We start from the raw sequence: 26628 nt of genomic DNA, 5'->3' as shown, positions 1-26628 counted from the left end.
ATGTTGTGACGGGCGCGGCGCGCGGGCGCAACGTGCGCCGAGCAATAGTCCCGATCCGGTGCGCTTCAAACTTTCACAACGCCATGGGCGATCAGGCTTTTTGCGCAGTCGACGATGCTTTCCTCCTCGTTCCGCGTCTGCCAGCCGAGCCGCTGTTTCGCGTGGCTCGCATCGACGTTGCGGGTCTTGCCGAGTTCGGCCTTGATCGAGCGGACACCCTCGTTGAACAGCGCCAGCACCGACACCATCCAGTTCGGCATCGGGCGCCGGGGTACCTTGCGCGTGTGTTCGGCGGGTAGATCGCGGCGCAGGATCGTGGCGATTTCCATCATCTTGTAGAACTTGCCCGCGGCCAGGAACCGCTCGCCGGCGAGGCCCGGTTCTTCAAGGCAGCGCACATGCAGATCGGCCACGTCGCGCGTGTCGACGATGGCAAATCCCAGATCGGGTGCCATCGGTATCGACCCGTCGAGCAACTGCTTGATCGCTTCGACCGAAGGGCTGAAATCCGGATCGTCCACCGGGCCGAGCACCATCGCCGGATTGACCGAGACGAATTCCATGCCGTCGCCATGTTCGGCCACCCAGTCGCGCGCGGCACGTTCGGAAATGGTCTTCGACTTTACGTAGGGATAGACATCGGGGTGGGTGACATCGGTCCAGTTGCTTTCGTCGACGGTGTATTCCTTCTCGCTGCGGCCATAGGCGACGGCGGCCATGGAGCTGGTCTGGACGAACCTTCCGACCCCCGCTTCCTTGGCAAAACGCAGCGCACGCAACGTGCCTTCGCGCGCAGGCACGATCATCTCGTTCTCGTCCTTGGGGGTCGACGCCGCGATTGGCGATGCGACATGGGCCACATGGGTGCACCCCGCTGTCGCTTCGGCCCAGCCCTCGTCACTCATCAGTTCGGCTTCGAATATCATGAGCCGGTCTGGACCCGGATTGCCCAGCCGCGCGCGCAGCCGGTCTTCGCTTTTCGCCTTGCTGCGAACCGTGGCGTGGACGGTCCAGCCCTTGGCCAGCAACTGGCGGATCAGTTCGCCCGCGATATAGCCCGTGCCGCCGGTTACGAGTACAGTGCCTGCCATGTGTTTTCTCCCTGGACCTGCGAAACTACGGTGAACGCAGGCGCGCGGCAACGGAGTATCCATGCGCAAGGTCGATTACCTCATCGTCGGGGCAGGCATTGCCGGGCTATCGGCGGCGGCCCGGCTGGCCCGGCACGGATCAGTGGTGGTGTGCGAAGGCGAGGACGCGCCCGGCGTCCACGCATCGGGGCGCAGCGCGGCCTTCGCCCATTTCGACATGGACGCCGCGCTCGTCCGCGCGCTGACGGCGGCCAGCCTCCCGTTTCTCGAACAACCGGCCGCGAAGGTCCATCCCGCCTTGTTCATCGCGCTAGAGGGGCAGGAAGCCGCGCTCGAGCGGGTGCTTGCAGGCTATCGTGAATGGTCCCCCTCGGTCGAACATATTTCGGCCGGGGATGCGCGCGCGCTGGTCCCGGTGCTGAGGACCGGCGACAGCGGCGTTGTTGCGGCCCTGCTGGATCGAAACGGACGCCGGCTCGATGCCCACGCCTTGCTTGAACTCAGCCGCCGCGAACTGGTTGGCGCAGGCGGCGAAATTGCCGTCAAGGCGCCGGTGACAGCGGTGCGGCATGACGCCGGTCGATGGATCGTGGACACGCCCGGCGAAAGCTTTTCCGCGCGAACGATCGTCAACGCGGCCGGTGCATGGGTCGATGCGGTTGCGCGGATGGCCGGTGTCGCGCCCATCGGCATACGCCCGCTGCGGCGCACGGTAATCACATTCGATGTACCCGGCGGCATGGATGTGTCGCGCTGGCCCTTCACCAAGACCGTCGGCCCGGGTTTCTACATCGAACCCGAAGGGCGCGGACGGCTGCTCGCCTGCCCGATGGACGAAGGCCCCAGCCCACCGTGCGACGCACAACCCGAAGATGAGGACGTGGCGCTGGCCGCCTGGCGGGTCGAACAGGCGACCACCCTCGCCATTCCGCGCCTCGCCAGCAAATGGGCCGGACTGCGCAGCTTTACCCCGGACCGGTTGCCGGTCGCCGGGTACGACCGGAATGCGCCCGGTTTCTTCTGGCTGGCCGGACAAGGCGGCTTTGGCCTGCAGACATCGCCGGCCATGGCACGGGCGGCAGAATCGGCCGCGGCAGGGACGCCATGGCCCGATGCGTTGCGCGCGGTGGGCGTGACGGCGGACGACCTGTCGCCCGCGCGCCTTGCCTAACGCATCAGCACCAGTTCTTCGGCCATCGTCGGGTGGATCGCCGTGGTGGCGTCGAAATCTTCCTTGGTCAGACCGGCCTTAACGGCAATCGCCGCCGCCTGCATCATTTCGGCCGCTTCTGGCGCGATCATGTGGATGCCCACGATCTTTCCGGTTTCGCCGTCGCAGACCATCTTGAAAAGGCTGCGTTCGTTGCGGCCGGCAAGCACGTTCTTCATCGGCCGAAAATCGGATTGATAGACCTTGACCGAGCCGAGCTTGTTCTTCGCTTCGCCTTCCGTCATCCCGACGGCGGCAATCGGCGGATGGCTGAACACCGCGCTGGGAATGCAGCTGTGGTCCACGGCCACCGGCTCCATCCCACCAAACACGGCATCGGCAAAGGCTTGCCCTTCGCGGATCGCAATCGGGGTCAATTGGACCCGGTCGGTCACGTCGCCCACGGCGTAGATGTGATCGATGTTGGTCTTGCTGTAGGGGTCGACCACGATCTGTCCCTTGTCGCCAATCTCGACGCCGACATTGTCCAGGCCCAGCCCTTCGGTATTGGGCATGCGCCCGGTGGCGAACATGACCTTGTCGACGATTTCCTCGTCGCAATCGGACAGCTTGACCTTGAAACGGCCGTCATCGGTGGGTTCGATATACTCGAACACCGTGTTGAACTTGAATTCGATGCCCTTCATCAGGGATATCTGGAGCAGACGGTCGCGCAGAGCCTCGTCATAGCTGCGCAGCAACTGGTCGCCCCGATTGACGATCGTTACCTTGCTGCCGAATTCGTTGAAAATGCCTGCAAATTCGTTGGCGATATAGCCGCCGCCCGCGATGATGATGCGTTCGGGCACCTTGTCGAGATGGAACGCCTCGTTCGAAGTGATCGCATGCTCGCTCCCCTTCACCTCAGGGATCTGCGGGCGGGCGCCGGTGGCAACCAGAATGTATTTCGCGGTGACGGTCTTGCCGCTGGCCAGCGTGACCTGGTGCGCGCCGGTGATTTCGGCGCGTTCGCGAAAGACGATGACGTCGTGGTTTTCCAACGTGTCGGTATAGGCGCCTTCAAGCCGGTCGACATCCTTGAGCACATTGTCGCGCAGCTTGATCCAGTCGAACGTCGCGTTCTCGGTCGACCAGCCGAAGTTCTGCGCATCCTTGAGGTCTTCGGCAAAATGGGCGCCATAGACCAGCATCTTCTTGGGCACGCAGCCGCGGATGACGCAGGTTCCCCCAACGCGAAATTCTTCCGCGATGGCGACCTTCGCCCCGTGCGCGGCGGCAACGCGGCTGGCGCGAACGCCGCCCGATCCTGCACCGATGGTAAAGAGGTCGTAATCGTATTCTTCGGCGGCCATGCCCATGCTCCGTGTTGCGCGCGGGTGCGCTATCGCCGTGCGATGCGCTTTTGCCAAGGCACGAGTTGCAATGACCGGGCCGCGGTCAGTTGCGCGAAGGTTCGTCCACCGCAAGGCGCCGCGCGATCTGGAGCGTTTGGATGAGGAACAGGCCGATCAGGACCATGCCCACTCCGCCCACGAACAGGTCGAAGCCGTTGAGGTGCCACAGCACCGGGCTTTCGCGGCCGAAATAATACATCGACAGCGTCAGCGCGATCAGCACGAGCCGCAGTTCCGTCGGTCCTGCGTTCATGTAGGACAACCGCAGCTCGCCAAGCACACGCACCGAAAGGAACGCGTGGATGGACATCAACAGATATCCGGCGAGCGCGACCAGTGCCACTTCGAGCAGAACGAAGGGACTAAGGCCAATCCCCACCACCAGCAGCGTGGTGGCAAAGCCATCGCAGCTGTGATCGAGAAAATAGCCATAACGGGGACGTTCGATCTTGCGAAAACGCGCCAGACTTCCGTCCAGCGAATCCCCGAGCCAGTGGACGACATAGCCGCCCACGGCGAGCCACAGCCAATCGCGATCCAGATTGCTACCGATGTAACCGGCGAAAACCAGCAGCGCGCCGAACATGCCGAACGCTGTCAGCATGTCGGGCGAGATGCGCCGGGGCAGACGCGCACAGATCCAGTTCAAAATCCGCCGCTCGACCCGCGCAACCAAGTTTTCCTGGATGCGGTCGATCGGTGTGATCTTTGGCTTGAAAGCTGGTTCCATAGTGCTTGTCCGTCCCGGTTCGAAGACGCGATGGCTGTGCGCCTGGCTGGGCGTTGTGTCCAGCCAGGCAAGGATCAGCCGGGGCGACGCGCCCCGGACTGGCGACGACGGTTACCGCCGCCCGGACGCGGGCTGCGCGACGCTTCCTGTCCGGCTGCGCCTTCGCGGCGCGGCTGACCGGCGCGGGCCGTGTGCTTCTTCTTGGGCTTCGGCTTGCGTCCGGCGGAATCGCCCGTGGGGCGAACCTTGGGGCGTGCCAGCTTGGGCTTCTGCTCGCGCTTCGTCGGACCGACACCTTCCACCACCGACCGGAAATTGTCCGGCAGGGGCAGGCGTTCGAATTCCGCGTCGGTCTTCTTGCGGATGTCCTTCAGGTAATCGCGCTCGTCCTCGGCGCAGAAAGCGATCGCGATGCCGCCCTTGCCTGCGCGCGCGGTACGCCCGATGCGGTGAACATACTGTTCGGGCACGTTGGGCAATTCGTAATTGATCACGTGACTGACGCCGGGGATGTCGATCCCGCGTGCGGCAACATCGGTAGCAATCAGGATCGGGGTCTTGGCCCGCTTGAATTCATCCAGCGCACGTTCGCGCTGCGGCTGGCTCTTGTTGCCGTGAATGGCGTTGGCGGGAATGCCGCACTGGGCCAGCTTCTTCACGACACGGTCGCAGCCGTGCTTGGTGCGCGCAAAGATCAGGACACGCTCGAACTTGCCCGGCACCTGGTGGCGTTCGGACAGGAGCATTTCGAGCAGGGTCTGCTTTTCGTCCTGCTGCACCATGAAAAGATACTGGTCGATGCGTTCGGCGGTGGTGCTTTCCGGCGTCACCGAAACCTTTACCGGGTTGCGGCAATACTTGCCGACCAGTTCCTGGATCTGCTTCGGCATGGTGGCCGAGAAGAACAGCGTCTGACGGTTTTCCGGGACGAGCTGGCTGATCCGGCGCAACGCATGGATGAAGCCGAGGTCGAGCATCTGGTCCGCTTCGTCGAGGACGAGGATTTCGACCTTGTCGAGCGTGAACGCCTTCTGGTCGATCAGGTCGAGCAGGCGGCCCGGCGTGGCGACAAGGATGTCGGTGCCACGATGCAGCTTGTTGCGGTCCTTGTTGACCGAAGTGCCGCCGACGATGCTGTGCACCTTCAGACCGGCAAGTGCGCCATAATCCTTTGCGGCTTCGGCGATTTGTCCGGCCAGTTCGCGGGTCGGTGCAAGTACCAGCATGCGGCAGGATTTGAACGGTGTCTGGTTTTCGGCATCGCGCAACCGGTCGATGCTCGGGAGCATGAAGGCGGCGGTCTTGCCGGTACCGGTCTGGGCGATGCCCATCAGGTCGCGACCTTCCAGCACGGGCGGGATCGCCTGTGCCTGGATCGGCGTGGGTTCGGTGTAACCCTTCAGGTCAAGCGCCTGAAGGACGGGCTGCGAAAGCCCGAGGTCTTCGAAACGAAGGTTATCGGAATTCTGGGTTTCGGAATTCTGGATTTCGGAATTGGGTGTCATGTGTAACTCGCATTCAAAATGCGGCGCGCAAGCGGATTCCGTGCGGAATCCGGGCGCGGCGCGGGTGTCAAACGACCCGCGTGAAAAGGGTAGTCCTTGGGGAAATAGACCGAGGCACGGCCGGGGCGTTGGATGTCTCCCAATCGCCGCTTCACGCTGGCTAGCGCGCTTCGATGCGGCCCATGTGGATGCTGCAGTGCAAAAAGTCAATTTGTTTCGTCATCGGGCACGATCATTTCACTTGCGAGCGCGCAGCCGGCAGCGCATCTCATGCCCGTCGCGGAATTTGGGGGGATGCCGATGACGACTTCTGTTTTTCGCAAGCTTGCCGGTCCGGGCCTGTTGTTCACCGGCGCGGCAATCGGCACCTCGCACCTTGTCCAATCCACTCGCGCAGGGGCGCTTTTCGGCCTGGCGCTGGTGATCGTCATCGTGCTTGCGAACGTGCTGAAATACCCCGCCTATCGCTTCGGCATCGATTTCGCGCATTCGCGGGGCCGATCGCTTCTGGCCGGTTACCGCGAACTTGGCACCTGGGCGCTGGTCCTGTTCCTCGTGGCGGTGACCCCGCTCGTTCCGATCATCTGGGCGGCCCTCGCGGCGGCGACAGCGGGCATTGTCACGGTCATCATCGGGCCGGTCGCACCTGTTCCGGCGATTGCCGCGCTGATCCTCGTGCTGGCGATGCTGCTGCTCCTCGTCGGGGGCTACCGTATCCTCGACAAGGTCAACGCCGTCCTGCTCGCGTTTCTGGTTGTCGCCACCCTGATCACCACGGCGCTGGTCCTGCCGCGTGTCGAATGGGGCACGCTGGTGGATTTCAGCTGGACCCGCCAGACCGCGGCCCTGCTGTTCATCGTCGCGTTGGCGGGCTTCATGCCCAATCCGATGGATGTTTCTGTCGCGCTTTCGCTGTGGAAGGTGGAAGGGGACAACCTGTTGCCCGAAGGCGCCCATCCCGACATCGGTGCCGTGCGCCGCAGCTTTTTCTGGCCCTATGTCCTGACCGCTTTCATGGCGGTGTGTTTTTGCATCATGGGGGCCGGCGTGATGCACCCGCAGGGCATTGCGCCCTTGCCGGATGCACCTGGTTTCGCTGGACAGGTCGTGAACCTCTACCGCGAAGCGCTCGGTCCGGGCGCTGCGTTTCTCGCCGCTCTGGCCGCGCTGTCGGTGATGATCACGACGGTGATCGCGGGGATCGATGCCTATTCGCGCATTTTCGGGGCTTCACTCGCGATCTTCCAGGGCCGCGAGGATGTGAGCTATTCCCGCAAGGAATACGCCGGATTTTGCCTGATGTTCGTGGCGATCGCGCTGGTGGTGATTTTCACCCTGCTGTCCGATCTCACGACCTTCCTCGACTTCGTGACCTCGGCAAGTTTCGTGATTGCCCCGCTGGTGGCCCTGCTCAACCACCTCGTCGTCACCCGCTGCGAAATGGCGGACGAGGCGCGACCGTCCCGCGCCACGTTGATACACAACGGAATCGCCATCGTGGTCATGACGGCGCTGGCGGCGATGTATTTCGTCTACATCTGACTTGCCGGGAACCGGCTGAGCGTCACCCCAGGCCGGCAAGCTCCAGCAAGGCTTTCGTGCTCGCGTCGAATTCCTCGCCGCCCTTTTCGATCGCGTTTGCCATCTGCTTGCCCAGTTCCACACCGAACTGGTCGAACGGGTTGATCCCCATCAACACTGCGCTGGAGAATGTGCGGTGTTCGTGGAAAGCGATAAGCGCGCCAAGCACGGCTGCGTCCAGATCGTCGCACAGGATGGTCGCGCTGGGACGGTCGCCGGGATAATTGCGCGCCGGGTCCTCGCCCGCCTTGCCCGCCATCAGCGCGGCGCCTTGGGCAAAGCAGTTCATCAGCAGTATCCGGTGGTGCACCGGGTCCAGTTCATCGCCCGGCGCGATGCTGGCAATGAAGTCGACCGGGATCAGGTGCGTGCCCTGGTGAAGCAACTGGAACACCGCGTGCTGCGCGTCGGTCCCCACCCCGCCCCAGGTAACCGGTGCGGTCGGCCCGTCGACGGGGCGCATATCGGCGGTCACGCTCTTGCCGTTGCTCTCCATCTCCAGCTGCTGGAGATAGTCCGGAAACAGCGTCAGCCGTTCGTCATAGGCGAAAACCGCGCGCGTCTGGCAACCACGCACGCGGGTGTAATACAGGTCGGCAAAGGCCGCGCGCAGCACCAGGTTTGCCGATCCATCGGTGCCGCGGAAATGTTCGTCCACCGCCCGTGCACCCGCCAGCATGGCGCGAAAATCGTCCATGCCCACGGCCATCGCGATGGGAAAACCGATCGACGACCAGATCGAATACCGCCCCCCCACGCTTTCCTGGAACGGCAGGATGCGTGTTTCGTCTACCCCCCATTCGACCGCCTTGTCAGGTGCCGCGGTCAGCGCGATCACGCGGCCACCCGGATCGGACACCCCGTTTTCGCCAAGCCACTTGAGCGCCGATTCTGCGTTGGTCATGGTTTCGATGGTGGTGAAGGTCTTGCTGGCTACCGCAATCAGGGTCTTGGCCGGATCGCATTTGGCAAAGGCGGCTTCCAGCGCCACGCCATCGATGTTGGAAACCACATGGACATCGCAATAGCTGAGATCCCGGCTGAGCGCGTCCACACCCAGCGCCGGGCCCAGCGCGCTGCCGCCGATGCCGATGTGGATGAGATGCTCGATTTCGCCCAGCGCGCCCTGGTGGATCGCTTCGACCAGCATTCCCATCCGGTCGATCAGCGCGGCGGCCTCTTCGGTCTTGGCCGGATCGCCCGTGCCCCGCAGCGTCGCATGGTCGGCGGCGCGGCCTTCGGTCGGATTCACCACTTCGCCGGCAAACAGTTTTGCGCGCATTCCGGCAAAATCCATGGCCTCTGCCAGATCCTCGAACGCGGCGATTACAGCCCGGTCGAGATGGGTCTTGGACCAATCGAACAGGATGCCGCCGTCCTCCAGCTCGAGGCGTCCCGACAGCATCGCCACCCGGTCCGCGCCAGCTGGTTCGGCGCCGCCCTCGCCTCCGTCGCGCGCTGCGCTGAACAATTCGCCCAGAGTGGGGCGTGGCAAGCTGGCAAGCGTGTCCCAAATATCGGCAGGGCTGGTCATGGCGCAAAAATCCTTTCGTGTCCGGCTGCCCGCGACTAGGGAACCGGACCATGATTGCAAACCCCGAACAGCGCCGCGCAAACGTATGACCGACGACACCACCGTACCTACGGCAACGATGGACCGCACGGAAAAGCAGGAAAGCTGGGGCAGCTTCCTGTGGTTCTGCGTCAAGCTGGTCCTTGCGGTGTTGGTGTTCCGCGCTTTCGTGGGATCGTTTTTCACCATCCCGAGCGAAAGCATGCTGCCGCGCCTGCAAACAGGCGACTACCTGGTCGCGGCCAAATGGCCCTATGGCTATAATGAAAACTCTCTCCCGCTGGGCATTCCCGGTCCCGAAGAGCGCGTGTTCGCAAGCATTCCGGATCGCGGCGACGTGGTGGTGTTCAAGCATCCGGTCGACGGGACCGATTACGTCAAACGCGTGATCGGCCAGCCCGGCGACACTGTCGCCATGCGAAACGGCGTCCTCGTTCTCAATGGCGAAACGGTGCCCAAGAAACGCATCGACAGCTTCGATGTCACCCTTAGCCCCAACACCCGCTGCCATCCCCGCGGACAGGAAATCCGCGCTGATGGCACGGCTCCGGTTTGCCGCTACGACCAGTTCGAAGAAACGCTGCCCGGCGGAAAGACGTACAATGTCATCGATTTCGGGGCCAGCGTGCAGGACAGCTTCGGCCCCGTCGTGGTTCCCGATGGCAAGCTGTTCGTGATGGGCGATAACCGCGACAATTCGATGGACAGCCGGTTTCCCGCTGTGCCGGGTGGCGGCGTCGGACTGATCGACCAGCGCAGCCTGGTGGCACGGGCCAGCGTGGTCCTTTGGTCCACCGATGGCACGGCCGAATGGCTGCTGCCCTGGACATGGTTCAGCGCCGCGCGCTGGGACCGGATGGGCAAGGGCATATGAGCGGCGGCATGGTACCCGACACCCGCGCATGGCTCGAATCGACTGGCTTCACGGTCAAGGACGAAGCCCTCTGGCAGGTGGCCCTCACGCATGGAAGCATGGGCGAGAAACGCGATTACGAGCGCTTGGAATTCCTCGGCGACCGGGTTCTGGGGCTGGCCATCGCACAATGGCTGTATGACCAGAGCGAGGCGCCCGAAGGCAAGCTTGCCCAGCGCCTCAACGCCATCGTCAGCCGCGAAATGTGCGCCAAGGTGGCGCGCGGGATCGGCTTGGCGTCGCACATAAGGATCAGCAAGCAGGCCCATGCCGATGGCGGCCGCGATAGCGACAACATCCTTGGCGATGTGGTCGAATCCCTGCTCGGCGCCCAGTTCGTCGAAAATGGTTTCAAGGACGCGCGCGATCTGGTTCACGTCCTCTTCCGCCCCGCCCTCGAAAGCGGTGCAGGGATTTCCAAGCACCCCAAGAGCGCGCTTCAGGAATGGGCCGCCGGCAACCGCCGCAAACCGCCAGAATACGAAGTGGTCGAACGATCAGGCCCCGACCATTCGATGACCTTCACCGTCGAAGTCACAGTTCTAAACGTCGGCAGCGCGCAAGGCACCGCCAGTTCAAAATCAGAAGCCGAACGCGAGGCCGCGAGGGCATTCATGGAGAAGTTCGGATGAGCGACAATCGAGAAACACGCTGCGGCGTGGTTGCCGTGATCGGTGCGCCCAACGCGGGCAAATCCACACTGGTCAACCAGCTGGTCGGCCAGAAGGTCGCGATTACCAGCGCCAAGGCGCAGACCACCCGTGCGCGGATGATGGGCATCGCGCTCCACAAGACCGACGATGCCGATACGCAGATGATCCTGGTCGACACGCCCGGCATTTTCGAGCCGAAGCGGCGGCTCGACCGCGCCATGGTCAGCGCCGCATGGGAAGGCGCGGAGGCTGCCGATGCGGTGCTGTTGCTGGTCGATCCGATCAAGCAGCGTCGGCACGAGCTGGAACCGCTGTTGGAAAGCCTGGCCAATCGTCCCGAACGAAAGATTCTGGTTCTCAACAAGGTCGACCGCGCCAAGAAGGAACCTCTTCTCGCGCTGGCTCAGGAGCTTGGCGAAAAGGGCGATTTCGCGGAAATCTATTTCATCTCGGCCCTGACGGGGGATGGCGTGCCCGAACTGAAGGACGCGCTGGCCAAGCTGATGCCGCAGGGCGTCTGGCACTATCCCGAGGACCAGGTTTCCGATGCCAGCGAACGCTTGCTGGCCACCGAAATCACGCGCGAACAGCTGTACCAGCAACTCCACGAAGAACTGCCTTACGACAGCGCTGTGCGGCCGGAAAAGTACATCCAGCGCAAGGACGGCAGCGTCGAGATCCACCAGCAGATCGTGGTTGCACGCGACACCCAGCGCGCGATCGTGCTGGGCAAGGGCGGCAGCCGGATCAAGGCGATCGGTGAAGCCGCGCGCAAGGAATTGACCGAACTTCTGGGCCAGAAGGTCCACCTGTTCCTGCACGTCAAAACCGACGAACGCTGGACCGAGGACAAGGAAATGTTCGAGGAAATGGGGCTCGACTGGGTGCGCTAGCTGCCGGGCAGAGGCGATAGATGGATTTCACCGATCAGCTTCTGTCCCTGGGCGCGGCCATCGCGGTTGGCTTGCTGATCGGCATAGAACGCGGCTGGCGACTGCGCGGCGAGGTTGACGGGCAACGCGTTGCCGGTATCCGCACCTTCACTTTGCTTGGACTTGTCGCGGGCCTGGCGGGATTGCTCGGCGCGGCCCAGTACGCCCTTGTCGCCGGTGCGCTGGTGGCCGGGAGCGCCGCTGTCGTGGCGATCGGCTATTCCCGTTCGAGCGGGACGAGCGGCCGGCCCGACGCGACGTCGGCCATCGTGGCGATGGCGACCCTGGCGCTGGGTTTCATGGCAGGCAGCGGGCAAGCCGCGCTGGCTGTTGCCATTGCTGCGATCATCACGCTGTTTCTTGCGCTGAGGCAGGAGATGCACCGCTGGATCGGCCTGCTCGACACGGCCGATATCAAGGCGTTTGCGCGTTACGCCGTGATCGCTCTGGCGGTCCTGCCATTTCTTCCCGAGGGCCGGTATGGCCCCTACGACGCGTGGGAGCCACGCACCTTGTGGCTGGTGGTGGTGCTGGTCACCGGTTTTTCCTTCGTCGGTTATGTCGCCAACCGCCTGTTCGGGGCGAAGCGCGGCACCATTGCCACCGCCATCATCGGCGGAGCGTACAGCTCCACTGCCGTAACCCATTCGCTTGCCCAGAGGCTGGGCGCTAACCAGGGCGGCGGAGCGGAGAACGCAGGGATCGCCTTGGCCACGGCGGTCATGTACCTGCGTGTCATCGTGCTGGTGGCGGTGCTCGCGACGCGCCTGCTCGCCCCGTTCGCGCTGCTGGTCGCCCCGGCCCTCGTGGTGGGGGGCGTGGCCAGTTTTATCCTCTATCGCAACGCCCCACGCGGCACCGGATCGTCACCGCCCGGGAATCCGATCGCCCTGCTTCCCGCGCTCAGCTTCGTCGCCTTCGTGGCGGTTGCAGCGGTCGCGGCGCGCTGGGCCGAAGGGCGTTTCGGCGAAGAAGGCATTGCGGTGCTGCTGCTGCTGATGGGCAGCATGGATGTCGATGCGGCCATCGTCACGGCGGGCGGGCTTGGCAAGGAAGCGATCGGCTCGAACCTTGCTGCCCTCGCCATTGCCGGCACCATCATGGCGAACATGGGTGTGAAGCTGGGCATCACCCTTGTTTACGGCAGGGGCGCTGCACGGCCCGCTGCCCTGGCGCTGGCGGCAAGCATGGCCGCTCTGGCAGCAAGCCTGACCGTAGGGTATTTGCGCCTGTAGCGCGCCGCCATCACCGTTTTTTCTGGATTTCGATCTTGTTCTTCTTGGCGAAATCCTTGGTCGATTCCTCGCTCCGGTTGATCGCCTTGGCGATCTCTTTCAGGCCCTTGCCCTTGGCGGCCAGCATTCGCAGCTGGCCCGCCTCGTCCGCCTTCCACGCCTGCTTGTGGCGTTCGAAATGCTCTTTCGCCATCAGTCGGCCTCCGCCGTCTTTGCCGTCGCCTTCTTGGCCGGAGCCTTTTTCTTGGCAGCAGGCTTTTTCGCAGCGGGTTTTTTCTTCGGCGCGGCCTTCTTGTTGGCCGGGGCCTTGCGCTTCTTTTTCGCCGGACCCTTGGCCGCGCGGGCATCGATCAGTTCGATGGCCTGCGCCTCGGTGATGTCTTCAGGCTTCACGTCCTTGGGGATCGTGGCGTTTGTCGTGCCGTCGGTGACATAGGGGCCGTACCGCCCCGGCATGACCTTGATTTCGCCGCCGCTGGTCGGGTGTTCGCCCAGCGTCTTGATCGGTTCAGCCTTGCCGCGTGTGCCGCCCTTGCGATTGGCCGCTTCGGCCAGGAGCGTGACAGCCGCGTTCATGCCCACTTCGAACACTTCGCGCGTGTTCGACAGTTTCGCATATTTGCCATCATGGCGCAGATACGGCCCGTAACGTCCTATGGCCGCTTCGATTTCCTTGCCCGATTCCGGGTGAGTGCCGACGATGCGCGGCAGGTCGAGCAACTTCAGGGCCCATTCCAGATCGAAATCGTCGAGGTCCTTGGGAATGCTGGCCCGCTTGGCATCCTTGCCTTCGCCCAGCTGGATATACGGGCCGAACCGGCCAGTCTTGCGTTCAACCGGGAGGCCGGTTGCAGGGTCCTGGCCCATGACCGCATCTTCGCCCGCGCCGTCATCGCCATCGCTGCCTGGCTTGGCGAACTGGCGGGTGAACTTGCAGTCCGGGTAATTGGCGCACGCAACGAACGCACCGAACTTGCCGCCCCGAAGCGCAAGCCGGCCACCATCGCGGCCTTCGCTTTCGCAAAGCGGGCAATGGCGCGGATCCTTGCCGTCGGCGCGCGGCGGGAAAAGGAAATCGGACAGGAATTCGTCGAGCGCTTCGGTGACCTCGGAAGGCTTCTTTTCCATGACCTCTTCGGTCTTGGGTTTGAAATCGCGCCAGAACGCTTCGAGCAGCGTTTTCCACTTCTCGCGCCCGTCGGAAACCGTGTCGAGTTCGTCTTCCATGCCGGCCGTAAAATCATACGCGACATAGCGTTCGAAGAAGCGTTCGAGGAAGGCCGTCAGCAACCGGCCGCTTTCTTCGGCGAAGAAGCGGTTCTTCTCCATCCGGACATATTCGCGGTCACGCAGGGTCTGGATGGTGCTGGCATAGGTCGACGGACGACCGATGCCCAATTCTTCCAGTCGCTTGACCAGGCTGGCTTCGCTGAAACGCGGTGGCGGCTGGGTGAAGTGCTGGTTTGCCGCCACGTCCTTCTTCAGTGGGCTATCGCCCTTGGACATCTGCGGCAGCAGGCCGTCCTCATCGTCTTCCGCATCGTCGCGACCTTCCTGGTACACGGCAAGGAAGCCCGGGAACTTCACCACCTGTCCGGTTGCGCGCAATTCGTGCCGTCCGGTGGGATCACGCAGGGTGACGGTCGTGCGTTCGAGGCTTGCAGCAGCCATCTGACTGGCCATCGCGCGCTTGAAGATCAGCTCGTAAAGGCGGCCTTCGTCACCCGATGCCGCACGATCGCGACTGAAATCGGTGGGCCGGATCGCTTCGTGGGCTTCCTGCGCGTTCTTGGCCTTGGTCTGGTAGATGCGCGGCTTTTCGGGCAGCGAATGGCCGCCGTAACGATCGGCCACGGCCTTGCGGCAGGCGTTGATGGCGCTGCCATCCATCTGGACGCCATCGGTACGCATGTAGGTGATCGCACCGGCTTCATAGAGCGACTGGGCGCAGCGCATCGTGTGGCTGGCGGAAAAGCCCAGCTTGCGCGCGGCTTCCTGTTGCAGCGTCGATGTGGTGAACGGCGGTGACGGGTGGCGTTTGAGCGGCTTGGTCTCGATCTCTTCGATCGTGAACCGGCCTTCTTCGACCGCCTTTTTCGCTGCCTTGGCGCTGCCTTCATCGCCCAGCGTAAGCTTGTCGAGCTTCGTGCCATCGAACTTCACGAGACGCGCATCGAATTCGGTGCCGTCCTGTTCCAGCTTGGCCACGACCGACCAGTATTCCTGCGCGGTGAACGCTTCGATCTCGCGCTCGCGGTCGACGATGATACGCAGCGCGACCGATTGGACGCGGCCCGCACTTTTTGCACCGGGCAAGCGGCGCCACAGCACGGGCGAAAGGGTAAATCCGTAGAGATAATCCAGCGCGCGGCGGGCAAGATACGCGTCGATCAGATCGCCATCCAGTTCGCGCGGCGCCTTCATCGCATCGGTCACCGCCTGTTTGGTGATGGCGTTGAAGGTGACGCGATCGACTTCCTTGGGCAGCGCTTTGCGCTTGGCGAGCAGTTCCTTGACGTGCCAGGAAATCGCCTCGCCCTCGCGGTCAGGGTCGGTGGCGAGGACCAGGCGGTCGGCCTTCTTCGCCGCATCGGCGATTTCCTTGAAGCGGCTCTGCTTGTCGCGATACAGTTCCCAGTCCATCGCGAAGTCTTCGTCCGGGCGCACGCTACCGTCCTTGGGAGGAAGGTCGCGGACGTGGCCGTAGGAAGCCAGAACCTTGAAGTCCTTGCCGAGGTATTTCTCGATGGTCTTCGCCTTCGCGGGCGATTCGACGATAACTAATTGCATGGGTGTCTGGACAGTCCCTTACGTGTGCATGTGCGTATACGCGCGAAAATGGCGTTCGGGCTCTGGACCAGTCAATAGGGAACGGGCCGCCCGTACAGGAGGTACTGCGGCGGCCCGTCGCGAGGGCACGCAGTGGCGCTCCCGCTAGCTGTAAATTTCAATATGTGCGACCCTTGGTGCGGAAGGGGTGTTCCAGCACCTGGTTTGCGATGCCACGCGGCGGCGCGATTCGCATTGCACGAATGCGTCACGTCCGCGCAAAATTTCAGGCCGAAAGCGATACCTTTCCGCCGGCATGGCGATCCAACCTTCCGGCTATCTCCAGCTCCAGCAGGGCAAGCTGGACGGCCGCCGCGCCGGTGCCAGACTGGCGGATCAGTTCGTCGACCCCCACCGGAGCCGTGCTGAGCAGGTCGGCAAGCTGCGCCGGTTCGGCGGACGCGAGGTCGTCGGGCAAATAATCGAACGCGGCAACCGGTTCGCGAAAGGTGGATCGCGGGATGCCATCGAACGTGTTCAGCAGTTCAGCCACGTCTTCGGGCTGCTGGATCAACACGGCACCTTCGCGGATCAGCTTGTTGCAGCCCTGGCTGCGCGCATCGAGCGGGCTTCCCGGTATGGCCATCACTTCGCGTCCGGCCTCCCCCGCCAGCCGTGCGGTGATCAGGCTCCCGGATTTGGGCGCGGCTTCGACCACCAGCGTACCCAGCGTCAGACCGGCAATGATCCGGTTGCGGCTGGGAAAGTGGCTGCCGCGCGGTTCGGTGCCGGGCGGCTGTTCGGCCAGCAGCAGCCCTTCGTCCGCGATGCGATCCTGCAGATCGGCGTGCTGCGGCGGATACGCGATGTCGATCCCGCTCGCGATCACCCCGATCGTTGTCGGCAGCGCGCCTTCGTGCGCGGCACCGTCGATGCCCCGTGCCAGGCCGGAAACCACCGTGAAGCCCGCGTTCGCCAGCGCCGTGCCGAATTCGCGCGCCAGCTTAACTGCGGCGGCGCTGGCGTTGCGCGCGCCGACCATGGCAACACAAGGTTCCTGCGCCAGCGCCAGATTGCCGCGCCAGGTCAGGATGGGCGGCGCACTGTCGATTTCGGCAAGCAGCGGCGGATAGGCGGGCTGATCATGGAAGAGGTATCGTGCGCCCGATTTGCGCACCGCCTCGATCTCGCGTTCGATGCGGTCGACCGGCGCTGCGCGGTATTGCCGCCCGCCGCGTTTCCCCAGATCGGGCAAGGCATCGAGCGCGGCACAAGCCGTGCCGAACCGTTGCAGCAACATGGCATAGGACACCGGCCCGATATTGGGCGAGCGCAGCAACCGAATGCGCGCGAACGCCTCTGCCTGCGATAACGAAGCGCTCACCCTTTGGAGCCGACCTTCGGTTCGGTCCCGGCCATCAGGCGCTTGATGTTTTCACGGTGCAGCCACAGCACCAGCACGGCGATGATAGCCAGCACCTTGGCAAAGGTGGTCATCCCCATGAACGCCGCGACACCCGCCGCTACGACCACCGCGGTCATCCCGGCAAGCGAACTGATCCGCGTGATCGCCAGCATGGCAATCCACACCGCAGCGTACGCAACGCCCAGCGGCCACGCGAGGCCGAAGGCAACGCCTGCGTTGGTAGCTACCCCCTTGCCGCCCTTGAAACCTAGCCAGACCGGGAAGCAATGGCCGATCACCGCGAAGATCGCGGTCCAGCCCATATCCTGCCAGAACCACTGCGATGCCAGCCAGACGGGGACGAAACCCTTTGCCAGATCCAGCAGGAGCGTGGCCGCCGCCAGCCCCTTGGACCCTGTCCGCAGCACGTTGGTGGCCCCGATATTCCCGCTGCCGATGGAACGGATGTCACCCTTGCCCGCCAGTTTCGCCAGAATCAGGCCGAACGGGATCGACCCGAATCCATAGCCGAGCAAGGCAGCGTAGAGGACGGTGATGGTCAGTTCGGTCGGCACGCTGATTTCCCTTTTCGTTGCAGGGCGATCAATACCCCGCACTTGATAAACCCGACGTAACGGGAAATACCGCGCTTCGACAAGCGCGGCGCGCATGGGAATATCCGATTTGAACGCTTCTGCCCCAATCCTGTTGTTTGATTCCGGCGTCGGCGGGCTCACCGTTCTGCGCGAGGTGCGCACACTGCTGCCCGACGCGCCGATCATTTACGCCGCCGACATGGCTGGCCTGCCCTATGGCAACAAAAGCGAAGCGGAAATTGCCGCGCGGGTTGCCGGGCTGCTGGGGAGAATGGCCGAACGCTGGCAACCGCGGCTGATCTGCATCGCCTGCAACACCGCCAGCACCATTGCGCTGGGCATGGTCCGCGACGTTCTGGAAACGCCGATCGTGGGGACGGTGCCGGCGATCAAGCCTGCCGCCGCGATCACGAAATCCGGGGTGTTCGGCCTGCTCGGCACCGAAGCGACCATGCGCCAGTCCTATGTCGACCGGCTCGAACACGAATTTGCCGGGGGCAAACGCCTGCTGCGTCATGGCGCCAACGGGCTGGTGCCGCTGGCCGAAGCGAAGCTGCGCGGCGAAAAGGTCAGCATCGACGCCGTCGCCGAAGCGGCAAAGGGACTTGTCCTGCAACCCCACGGCGAGGAGATCGACACGGTCGTGCTCGCCTGCACTCATTTTCCGCTCCTCGAAGACGAACTGCGCGCCGCTTTTGGCGATCACGTGGTGTTCGTCCACGGGGCGCAAGGCATCGCGCGCCGGATCGCCCACCTCACGCTGGGCCAGGAATTTACTCGGACCGGTCCGGATCGCGCAGTCACCACAGGCGAACTTGCGGATTTCAACCTCCTGGCGCCGGCCTTTGCCGCCTATGGCATCGAACGGCTGGAGAAGTTTTGAGGGCAGCATGACCATGGACCGCGCCTCGCTTGCCCAGATCGGCCTTGAACGGCTGGCCGACGTGTACGGAGAAGCGACAGAACCGGTCCTCGCGCGGTTTTACGCCCGCCATCCCGATGCCCGCGCCTCGTTCGATCACCACGGACTTGGTAGGACGCGCGAACTGGAAGATCGGATGGTCGCGGAAAGCTTTTTCCTGCTGCTGCAATGGGTGGACAATCCCGCCACGGCCCGGATCGACCAGGGCACGGCCGTCATTCATCACAACGACACGCTGCTGGTCCCTGCCCGCTGGTATCTCGGCCTGGTCGATGCCGCGCTGGAAGTGCTGATGGCCACCCTGCCCCTCGACGCCGATGCCGAACGCGCGCTGTGGCTTTCGATCCGCGCAGAGTTTGCCGATTTCGTCCAGAGCCTGCGCCGGGACTTCTTTCGCAGCGACGGCGGCGAGCCCTTGCCCGCCTTCGAACCACCCCACCTCTCTTAAGAACGATTCGCAAAGATCGCGGTGGAATTCCGCGACTTTCCCGCTTATGTGCAGGGCCGTTTCCAGCCGCGGACGGGCGGCGTCAGAACGGTTGGGCCCCGGGTGAATTACGACCAGATATTCGACGAAGCGATCGACCGGCTCCATTCGGAGGGCCGCTATCGCGTCTTCATCGACATCCTCCGCAACAAGGGTGCGTTTCCCAACGCGCGCTGTTTTGCAGGCCACAACGGCCCCAAGCCGGTCACCGTGTGGTGTTCGAACGATTACCTCGCCATGGGCCAGCACCCCAAGGTCATCGCCGCGATGGAAGAAGCGCTGCACGATGTCGGCGCAGGCTCGGGCGGAACGCGCAACATCGGCGGCAACACGCATTACCACATCCAGCTGGAGGCCGAACTGGCCGACCTGCATGGCAAGGACGGCGCGCTGCTGTTCACCAGCGGCTATGTGTCCAACGATGCCACGCTGTCGACCATCGCTAAGCTGCTGCCGGGCTGCATCATCTTTTCCGACGAGCTGAACCACGCCAGCATGATCGCCGGCATCCGCAATTCCGGCTGCGAAAAGCGCGTCTTCCGCCACAACGATCTCGACCATCTGGAAGAATTGCTGGCTGCGGAAGATCCCGCCACGCCCAAGCTGATCGCGTTCGAAAGCGTGTATTCGATGGACGGCGACATCGCCCCGATCCACGCGATTTGCGACCTTGCCGAAAAATACAACGCACTGACCTATGTCGATGAAGTTCACGCCGTCGGCATGTACGGCAAGCGCGGCGGCGGCATTTCGGAACGTGACGAAGCGGCGCACCGGATCGACATCATCGAAGGCACGCTGGGCAAGGCGTTTGGCGTCATGGGCGGCTATGTGGCCGCCGACACGCGCATCATCGATTGCATTCGCAGCTACGCGCCCGGTTTCATCTTCACCACATCGCTCAGCCCCGTGCTGGTTGCGGGCGTTCTGGCCGCCGTGCGGCACCTCAAGGGTTCGAGCGAGGAACGCGACGGCCAGCAGGCCGCCGCTGCCCTGCTCAAGCAGAAGATGCGCGATGCCGGCTTGCCGGTGATGGACAGCGTAACCCACATCGTCCCGCTGATGGTGGGCGATCCGGTTCGCGCCAAGAAGATCAGCGACGTCCTGCTGGCCGAATACGGCGTCTATGTTCAGCCGATCAATTTCCCCACCGTACCGCGCGGGACGGAACGCCTGCGCTTCACCCCCGGTCCGGCGCACACGCCTGCGATGATGGACAACCTGGTCGGCGCTCTGGTGGAAATCTGGGGCCGTCTCGACTTGGAACTGCGCAAAGCCGCCTGACGCGCCCCCCTGTTCATCTCCGCTGTTATCTCTAGATAGCGGGAATGGACACGCCCAACCCCCGCCGGTTTCGCGACAACGCGCCGCTGTTTGGCGTGGTGGCCATCCTTGTCCTGACCTTCGTTGCTCTGGCGGCTTTCGCACGCCCCGATGCCGCGCGCATCGCCCGCACCGATACCGGGCGCGTGCCCGCCGCGCCGGTGGAAGCCTTGCCCGGCAGCGCGGAGGAAGACGGGACGATCGTTTCTTCGCTCGATCCCGACGATGCACGCGTGCGCAACGCCGCCGTGCCGATTGCCGATGGCCTGCTGGTCTCCGCCCCCCCGTTCATCTTCCGCGGTTCGACAGCCGACCGCAGCCGTGCACGCGATTGCCTGGCGCTGGCCGCCATCGCGGAAGCCGGTAGCGGCGACCGGGACCAGAGATCTGTCATGCAGGTCGTCCTCAACCGCGTGCGCCACCCCGCGTTCGCCAACACCGTTTGCGGTGTCGTCTACGAAGGGTCGCAGCGGCCAACCGGTTGCCAGTTCACCTTCACCTGCGATGGTTCGCTATCCCGCACCTATGGCGATTCCCTCTGGCGCGCAGCGCGCGAACGGGCGCAGGAAGCGTTGGGCGGCTATGTGCACGCCCCGGTCGGCACAGCCACGCATTACCACGCCGATTACGTCTATCCCTATTGGAGCAGCTCGCTCGACAAGGTTGCCGCTGTGGGGCCGCACCTGTTCTTTCGCTGGCGCGGATCGTGGGGCGGCACAAGGGCGCTTTCGGCGCGCTATGTCGGCGGCGAACCCGACCCCATGATCCTGCGTGCCAAGGCACAGGAAGTCGACCGGCCCGAAGATATCGTTCCCACTCTTGCCGAAGACGGTACACCCGTCCGCTCGATCACCGCACCGGGCGATGGCGCGGCCGATCCCGCAAACGCTGGCCAGGCGGGTTCGCCCGGCCCCGGCGTGCATTTCGTGCTCGTCTCCACCACCGACGATCCGCGCAAGCTGGTCGAAAGGGCCCGCGCGCTGTGTCCGGGGGACAAGTTCTGCCAAGTGTACGGCTGGAGCGAGGCGGCCGCCATTCCGGCCGCGCTGCCGGTTGAAGGCGAAGCGCGGGCGCAGTTGCGATTCAGCTTTCTCCCCGCGCGATCGGGTAACGCAGAAGCCATCTATTACGATTGCAGGCTCTACAAATGGCCGGGCTACGGCAGCTGCCTGCCCCGCGCGCGGCCCTGATGCCTTACCCTGCACGCCTGCCGTATGGATCGCGATAGCGCGGCATGATACCTGTCCTGCGGTCTGGAAAGGCGATGGGGAGAGACATGGCTACGCAAATCGACAAGAACAGGCTGGATACCGGCGCGCTTGATATTCACCCGATGACCCCGGCCATTGGCGCCGAGATTCTCGACATCGATCTGGCAGCGACCGATATCGCCAACAGCATTCCCGCAATTCGCGCGGCGTTGCTGAAATTCGGCGTCATCTTCTTTCGCGACCAGACGCTCACGCAGGACCAGCATATTGCCTTTGCGCGGCACTTCGGTGACCTCGAAATTCACCCGGCGACGCCGAAGGATCAGCCCAATCCGGAAGTTCTGCGGATCGAGCACGGGCCGCAAAGCCGCGGGCAGGAAAACAATTGGCATTCCGATGTGACCTGGCGGGAGCGCCCGTCGCTCGGTTCGATCCTGCTCGCGCGCGACGTGCCCGAATGCGGCGGCGATACGCTGTTCGCCAACATGCACCTCGCCTACGAACGTCTGTCGGTGCAGATGCAGCGTTTCTGCGAAGGGCTGACTGCGGTGCATGATATTGCGCGCGTCTTCGCCAAGCGGTTGGGCAAGGCGCCTGAGGAACTGCACGAAAAATACCCGCCGATGCGCCACCCTGTTATCCGCACCCACCCTGAAACCGGCCAGCGGGCAATCTACGTCAACACCGGCTTCACCAGCCATATCGAAGGCCTCAGCGACAAGGAAAGCCGCTGGCTGCTGGACCACCTTTACACCTCCGCGATGGATGTGGAGATCCAGTGCCGGTTCCGTTGGCGCGCCGGATCGATCGCTTTCTGGGATAATCGCGTGTGCCAGCACCTGGCCGTTTCCGACTATTTTCCTGCGCGCCGCGTGATGGAACGCGTAACCATAGCAGGCGACACGCCCTATTTCGACGCCTGAGGGCGCCCGTGACGTAGCGGATTTTGCGCTGGCTTCGCGGCAGGCTAAGCCTTCCGCAAAATCCCTGGGAGAGAGTGAATGAGCGGCAATCCGGAAATGACTTTCGACGAAGTGGTGCGCGGACGCCGATCGATCCGCGGCTATCTCGACAAGCCAGTGCCGCGCGACGTGATCGAGGAAGTGCTGCAGATCGCCATGCGCGCGCCGTCGTCGATGAACACGCAGCCCTGGCATTTCCATGTCATTACCGGCGAACCGCTCGACCGGATCCGGCGGGGCAACACCGAACGCATCCTTGCGGGTGAACCCGACAGCCGCGAATTTCGCCGGGGCCAGCCGTTCGCGGGCGTCCATCGCGAACGCCAGGTCGGCGTCGCCAAGCAGCTGTTTGGCGCAATGGGGATCGAACGCGACGACAAGGAACGGCGGCAGGACTGGGTTTTGCGCGGCTTTCGCCAGTTTGACGCGCCGGTTTGCGTCATCGTGACCTACGATCGGGAACTCTCCGAAAGCGACGATACCGCCTTCGACTGCGGCGCGGTGACCACCGCCCTCGTCAACGCGGCGTGGAGCCGCGGGCTTGGCTGTGTGATCAACTCCCAGGGTATCATGCAAAGCCCGGTCGTGCGCGAACACGCCGGAATTCCGGACGATCAGGTCATCCTGAAGGCGGTTGCGCTAGGCTATCCGGATGAATCGTTTCCCGCCAACGCGGTTGTCAGTACCCGCAAGGACGTGGACGAAGCCGCGCGTTTCGTGGGGTTTGCCGACTAGGCCAGCTGCGCGACTTTCTGGCGCACCAGGGGCAGTTGGTCGTTACCGAAATACATGTGTTCACCGGCCACGAAGATCGTGGGTGAACCGAACGCGCCGCGTTCGATCGCTTCCTCGGTGTTGGTGCGCAGGCGGTCCTTGACCGGCTGGCTGATGGCCAAGGCGCCAAGGGCCGCGCCATCGAGGCCGCACACATCCGCCACCGCCACAAGTTCAGCCGGATCGTCCAGATTGCGACCTTGCGTGAAATAGGCATCGAAGGCCGCCGAAGCGAACCGGTCCAGCGCTGGCTGGTCGTCCTCGAGCGCACAGCAAAAGCGCATGGCGTGAACCGATTTCAGCGGATGGTGTTCGGACGGGAAGTTCATTCCCACCCCGGCTAACTCGGCCCATTGCTTCAGCCAGCCGAAACTGCGCGCAAGTTTCGCGGCGTTTTCCGGCTTGCGGCTTTCATAGACCGAAGGGTTTACCGCGTTGAACACACCGCCAACGAGGAAGGGGCGCCAACGCAGGTCGTAATCCAGGCCCTCCAGCGCCGGGCGGATATTGGCAAATGCCAGGCGGGTCCACGGGCTGGAAAGGTCGAAGAAGAATTCTATCGCAACACTCATGATCGGGCCTCGCCGCCGCCAAACAGGTTCTTACGGGTCTGCGCATCCATCTCCCCGCTTCGCTGCAATTCGCTGCCGAGCGATACGCCCCGCCGCAAACCTTCGCGCTGCTTCAGGGCATCGTACCAGCGGCGGACATGGGGAAACTCCTCCAGCGGGATGCCTTGCGCTTTCCACGTGCGAACCCACGGAAAACAGGCCATGTCCGCGATGGTGTAATCGTCGCCGGTGATGAACTCCGCGCGGGCCAGTTGCCTGTCCATCACACCGTACACCCGCAGCGCTTCGCGGTGGAACCGGTCGATCGCGTAGGGCAGCTTTTCCTCGGCATAGAGGTGGAAGTGGCCGTGTTGCCCCAGCGTCGGGCCAAGATGACCGACCTGCCAGAACAGCCACTGGTGCACGGCCGACCGGCCGCGCAGGTCGGTCGGCATGAACTGGCCGGATTTCTCTGCCAGATAGATCAGCACGGCCCCGGATTCGAACACGGTCACCGGATCGCCGCCGTCGCCGGGCGCATGGTCCGTGATGGCGGGAATCCGGCCGTTGGGATTGATCTGGAGGAACGCTTCGGTGTGCTGGTCGCCCTGCGCCAGATTGACCCATCGCGGTTCGTATCGAAGGCCGCATTCTTCCAGCATGATCGCGACCTTCCAGCCGTTGGGCGCTGGCGCCGTGAAAAATTCGATCATGTGCAGTGGGCCTCCCTGACGTCGGGCTTGAACATCAGGCCGCGCTGCGGGGTATGCAAGAAAAAACCCCCGGCAAGCTGGGCTGGCCGGGGGTCTTGTCTGGATGTTTGCGGGCGATTGCCGATCAGCGCAGGCTGACCACATTGTCCGCTGCCGGACGCGCACGGCTGCCGTCATACAGGCTTGCCATCGGTTCGTCCGTCACGACGATCCGTTCGGCAGCACCAAAGCCGTTGAAATCGGTCTTCATCGCCGCGCCATACGCGCCGATCATCCCGATCTCGAAGTAATCGCCGGCCTGGATATCCTCGGGCAGCGGGAACGGTCCCGGCATGTAGTCCGCATCGTCGCAGGTCGGGCCATAGAACGCGAAATCCGCGTCCGGCTTGATCAGATCGTCCTCCAGCGCGCGAACGGGAAATTTCCAGTCCACATGCGCCGCATCGAACAGCGCACCATAGGCACCGTCGTTGATGTAAAGTTCATCGCCGCGGCGCTTTTCCACCTTCACGACAAGCGACGAATATTCGGCACACAGCGCACGGCCGGGTTCGCACCACAGTTCCGCGTTGTAGGCGATCGGCAGGGCGTAGAAGTGCTGGTGGATAATCTTGAAGTAATCTTCCAGCGGCGCCGGTTCCATCCCCGGATAGACGCTGGGGAAACCGCCGCCGACATCGATCATGTCGATGACGACCGACGCGTCCGCAATCGCGGCGCGGACACGGTCCAGCGCCTGCACATAGGCAAACGGGCTCATCGCCTGGCTGCCGACGTGGAAGCACACGCCCAACCAGTCACAATGCTGGCGGGTCTGCTGGAGCAGCAGCGGCGCTTCGGTGAGGTCGCAGCCGAACTTGGAAGCAAGGCTCAGCGCTGCATGCTCGCTCGACACGCGCAGGCGAATGCACAGGCGCAGGTCGCTGGCGGGTTCACCGGCATCGTCGCGGCAGGCGTCGACGATCTTTTCCAGTTCCTCGACCGAATCGAGGCTGAAGGTCCGTACGCCGTGCTGGTGGTAGGCTTCGCGGATTGCGCCGGGCGCCTTGACGGGGTGCATGAAGCACAGAGTCGCACCGGGCAGCGTCTGGCGCACCAGCCGCACTTCCGCGATCGAGGCGACGTCGTAATGCGTCACCCCGTTGTCCCACAGGATCTGCAGCAGATCCGGCGAAGGGTTTGCCTTTACGGCATAAAGGGACTTGCCCGGAAACTTCTCGACGAAGAAGCGGGCGGCGCGCGCCGCAGCATGCGGGCGGTTGAGAATGACGGGTTCGTCCGGCCGGAGAGCGCGGATTACAGCCTGAGCGTCGGGATAGGTGTGCAACTCAAGGGACCCCCTGAACGGTGAAGTTTCAGACAAGGGCTGCCTTGCGGTTTAGAGTCCCCTTGGGGCAGCGGAGCGGCGCATATAAAAGCTGGGTCATGAAACACAAGTGAATACGCGCAAAAAAGCGTCAAGCCCGCCACACGCCGTGGCGGGCCTCATCTGCGGCGGGTTGTTGATCAGAAGTCGATCTGCGGAACCTGATCGACCGTGCCCTTCTCGCTATCGTCAAGCCGGTGGAAATCCGCCTGCCGGAAACCCAGCAAACCGGCAAACAGCACGGCCGGGAAGCTTTCGCGTCCGGTGTTGTAGCGCGACACTGCCGCGTTCAGCGCGCGGCGCGCGGCGGCCAGCTTGTCCTCGACATGGGCCAGCTCGCGCTGGAGCTCCTGGAAATTGGCCGACGCCTTGAGGTCGGGATACGCTTCGCCAAGCGCCAGCAACCGGTCGAGGGCAACGCGCAATTGCTGTTCGTCGGACGAACTGATGGCACCTTGCGCTGCCTTGTTCCGCGCCGCCACAACCGCATCCAGCGTGTCCTGTTCGTGGCGGGCATAACCCTTCACCGTGCTGACCAGGTTGGGGATCAGATCGTGCCGCTGACGCAATTGTGCATCGATATCGGCCACGCCCTGGTTCACGTTCTGCCGCAAGCCGACCAGCCGGTTATAGATTGCAACCAGCATGACCACGAGGACAACCGCGATCACCAGGATCGCAGAGGTCCAGAACCAGCCAAGAATATCGACCATTACACACCCCCCTTTTACGTTTCGCCGCCTATGTTAGTCTGGAATTGTTAAGGGAGGA

At 63.6% G+C, this 26628-nt stretch carries 25 protein-coding genes; 12 read left to right on the top strand and 13 right to left on the bottom strand.

From position 1 onward, the window contains the following. Positions 1-65: 65 nt before the first annotated feature. On the bottom strand, positions 66-1091 hold the full coding sequence (locus VR863_RS03240; RefSeq protein ID WP_324826991.1) for an SDR family oxidoreductase: 1026 nt from the start codon (positions 1089-1091) through the stop codon (positions 66-68). A 61-nt stretch (positions 1092-1152) separates the two neighbouring features. Between VR863_RS03240 and VR863_RS03235 the strand changes: the two genes are divergently transcribed. Beyond that, positions 1153-2262: an NAD(P)/FAD-dependent oxidoreductase gene (locus VR863_RS03235; RefSeq protein WP_324826990.1), complete on the top strand. Its 1110-nt coding sequence runs from the start codon at positions 1153-1155 to the stop codon at positions 2260-2262. On the opposite strand, the gene gorA is transcribed toward VR863_RS03235, so the two are convergent. The 3 genes from gorA to VR863_RS03220 form a co-directional block, all read right to left on the bottom strand. Then, positions 2259-3614 (bottom strand): glutathione-disulfide reductase, encoded by a 1356-nt coding sequence (gene gorA / locus VR863_RS03230; protein WP_324826988.1) that lies wholly within the window; start codon positions 3612-3614, stop codon positions 2259-2261. The genes VR863_RS03235 and gorA overlap by 4 nt on opposite strands. Positions 3615-3699: 85 nt before the next feature. Beyond that, positions 3700-4386 carry a CDP-alcohol phosphatidyltransferase family protein gene (locus VR863_RS03225; protein WP_324826987.1) on the bottom strand — a complete coding sequence of 229 codons (687 nt, stop codon included), beginning with the start codon at positions 4384-4386 and terminating at the stop codon, positions 3700-3702. Between the two features lie 74 nt (positions 4387-4460). Then, positions 4461-5891 carry a DEAD/DEAH box helicase gene (locus VR863_RS03220; protein WP_324826986.1) on the bottom strand — a complete coding sequence of 477 codons (1431 nt, stop codon included), beginning with the start codon at positions 5889-5891 and terminating at the stop codon, positions 4461-4463. Between the two features lie 300 nt (positions 5892-6191). Between VR863_RS03220 and VR863_RS03215 the strand changes: the two genes are divergently transcribed. After that, positions 6192-7433, top strand: a complete 1242-nt coding sequence (locus VR863_RS03215) for a divalent metal cation transporter (RefSeq protein ID WP_324826985.1) — start codon at positions 6192-6194, stop codon at positions 7431-7433. A gap of 22 nt (positions 7434-7455) precedes the next feature. Here VR863_RS03215 and pgi read toward each other — a convergent pair whose 3' ends face one another. Next, on the bottom strand, positions 7456-9006 hold the full coding sequence (pgi, locus tag VR863_RS03210; RefSeq protein ID WP_324826984.1) for a glucose-6-phosphate isomerase: 1551 nt from the start codon (positions 9004-9006) through the stop codon (positions 7456-7458). Positions 9007-9091: 85 nt separating this feature from the next. Between pgi and lepB the strand changes: the two genes are divergently transcribed. The 4 genes from lepB to VR863_RS03190 are packed head-to-tail and all read left to right on the top strand — an operon-like array spanning position 9092 to position 12778. Next, complete coding sequence (gene lepB / locus VR863_RS03205; protein WP_324826983.1) at positions 9092-9919, top strand: signal peptidase I; 828 nt, start codon at positions 9092-9094, stop codon at positions 9917-9919. Beyond that, positions 9916-10590, top strand: coding sequence for a ribonuclease III (rnc, locus tag VR863_RS03200; RefSeq protein WP_434784969.1), 675 nt, complete (start codon positions 9916-9918; stop codon positions 10588-10590). Before lepB ends, rnc begins: the two co-directional genes overlap by 4 nt. Further along, positions 10587-11504: a GTPase Era gene (gene era, locus VR863_RS03195; RefSeq protein ID WP_324826982.1), complete on the top strand. Its 918-nt coding sequence runs from the start codon at positions 10587-10589 to the stop codon at positions 11502-11504. Before rnc ends, era begins: the two co-directional genes overlap by 4 nt. Positions 11505-11524: 20 nt before the next feature. Continuing rightward, positions 11525-12778 carry an MgtC/SapB family protein gene (locus VR863_RS03190; protein WP_324826981.1) on the top strand — a complete coding sequence of 418 codons (1254 nt, stop codon included), beginning with the start codon at positions 11525-11527 and terminating at the stop codon, positions 12776-12778. 10 nt (positions 12779-12788) lie between these two features. Here the strand turns inward: VR863_RS03190 and VR863_RS03185 are convergent, their stop codons facing one another. The 4 genes from VR863_RS03185 to plsY all read right to left on the bottom strand — a co-directional run bounded on the left by VR863_RS03185 (position 12789) and on the right by plsY (position 17509). Further along, positions 12789-12971, bottom strand: a complete 183-nt coding sequence (locus VR863_RS03185) for a hypothetical protein (RefSeq protein WP_324826980.1) — start codon at positions 12969-12971, stop codon at positions 12789-12791. Then, entirely contained in the window at positions 12971-15568 is a 2598-nt protein-coding gene (topA, locus tag VR863_RS03180; protein ID WP_324826979.1) for a type I DNA topoisomerase, read from the bottom strand. Before topA ends, VR863_RS03185 begins: the two co-directional genes overlap by 1 nt. Before the next feature lie 265 nt (positions 15569-15833). Beyond that, positions 15834-16931, bottom strand: a complete 1098-nt coding sequence (dprA, locus tag VR863_RS03175) for a DNA-processing protein DprA (RefSeq protein ID WP_324826978.1) — start codon at positions 16929-16931, stop codon at positions 15834-15836. Further along, positions 16928-17509, bottom strand: coding sequence for a glycerol-3-phosphate 1-O-acyltransferase PlsY (plsY, locus tag VR863_RS03170; RefSeq protein ID WP_434784968.1), 582 nt, complete (start codon positions 17507-17509; stop codon positions 16928-16930). Before plsY ends, dprA begins: the two co-directional genes overlap by 4 nt. A 127-nt stretch (positions 17510-17636) precedes the next feature. Here plsY and murI point away from each other — a divergent pair, with 127 nt between their 5' ends. The 6 genes from murI to VR863_RS03140 all read left to right on the top strand — a co-directional run bounded on the left by murI (position 17637) and on the right by VR863_RS03140 (position 23188). Then, positions 17637-18431: a glutamate racemase gene (gene murI, locus VR863_RS03165; RefSeq protein ID WP_434784959.1), complete on the top strand. Its 795-nt coding sequence runs from the start codon at positions 17637-17639 to the stop codon at positions 18429-18431. Between the two features lie 7 nt (positions 18432-18438). Then, entirely contained in the window at positions 18439-18918 is a 480-nt protein-coding gene (locus VR863_RS03160) for a hypothetical protein (protein WP_324826976.1), read from the top strand. A gap of 102 nt (positions 18919-19020) precedes the next feature. Then, positions 19021-20241, top strand: coding sequence for a 5-aminolevulinate synthase (gene hemA / locus VR863_RS03155; RefSeq protein ID WP_324827563.1), 1221 nt, complete (start codon positions 19021-19023; stop codon positions 20239-20241). 44 nt (positions 20242-20285) lie between these two features. After that, on the top strand, positions 20286-21470 hold the full coding sequence (locus VR863_RS03150) for a cell wall hydrolase (protein WP_324826975.1): 1185 nt from the start codon (positions 20286-20288) through the stop codon (positions 21468-21470). An 86-nt stretch (positions 21471-21556) separates the two neighbouring features. Continuing rightward, the gene (locus VR863_RS03145) at positions 21557-22414 is read left to right on the top strand and encodes a TauD/TfdA dioxygenase family protein (protein WP_324826974.1); all 858 of its coding nucleotides are present in this window, start codon (positions 21557-21559) and stop codon (positions 22412-22414) included. 78 nt (positions 22415-22492) lie between these two features. Then, complete coding sequence (locus tag VR863_RS03140; protein WP_324826973.1) at positions 22493-23188, top strand: nitroreductase; 696 nt, start codon at positions 22493-22495, stop codon at positions 23186-23188. On the opposite strand, the gene VR863_RS03135 is transcribed toward VR863_RS03140, so the two are convergent. The 4 genes from VR863_RS03135 to VR863_RS03120 all read right to left on the bottom strand — a co-directional run bounded on the left by VR863_RS03135 (position 23185) and on the right by VR863_RS03120 (position 26570). Further along, on the bottom strand, positions 23185-23799 hold the full coding sequence (locus tag VR863_RS03135) for a 2-hydroxychromene-2-carboxylate isomerase (protein ID WP_324826972.1): 615 nt from the start codon (positions 23797-23799) through the stop codon (positions 23185-23187). The two genes, VR863_RS03140 and VR863_RS03135, sit on opposite strands and share 4 nt — an antisense overlap. Continuing rightward, positions 23796-24491 carry a glutathione S-transferase C-terminal domain-containing protein gene (locus VR863_RS03130; RefSeq protein ID WP_324826971.1) on the bottom strand — a complete coding sequence of 232 codons (696 nt, stop codon included), beginning with the start codon at positions 24489-24491 and terminating at the stop codon, positions 23796-23798. The genes VR863_RS03135 and VR863_RS03130 overlap by 4 nt, the downstream gene beginning before the upstream one ends. A gap of 124 nt (positions 24492-24615) precedes the next feature. Continuing rightward, on the bottom strand, positions 24616-25818 hold the full coding sequence (locus VR863_RS03125; protein WP_324826970.1) for a type III PLP-dependent enzyme: 1203 nt from the start codon (positions 25816-25818) through the stop codon (positions 24616-24618). Between the two features lie 179 nt (positions 25819-25997). After that, on the bottom strand, positions 25998-26570 hold the full coding sequence (locus VR863_RS03120; RefSeq protein WP_324826969.1) for a LemA family protein: 573 nt from the start codon (positions 26568-26570) through the stop codon (positions 25998-26000). Between the last annotated feature and the right edge of the window lie 58 nt (positions 26571-26628).

Origin of the sequence: Qipengyuania zhejiangensis, from assembly GCF_035607565.1 — a bacterium.
GTDB classification, from domain to species: domain Bacteria; phylum Pseudomonadota; class Alphaproteobacteria; order Sphingomonadales; family Sphingomonadaceae; genus Qipengyuania; species Qipengyuania zhejiangensis.
The sequence above is the reverse complement of the archived record's forward strand: the minus strand, read 5'-3'. Positions and strand labels throughout refer to the sequence as shown.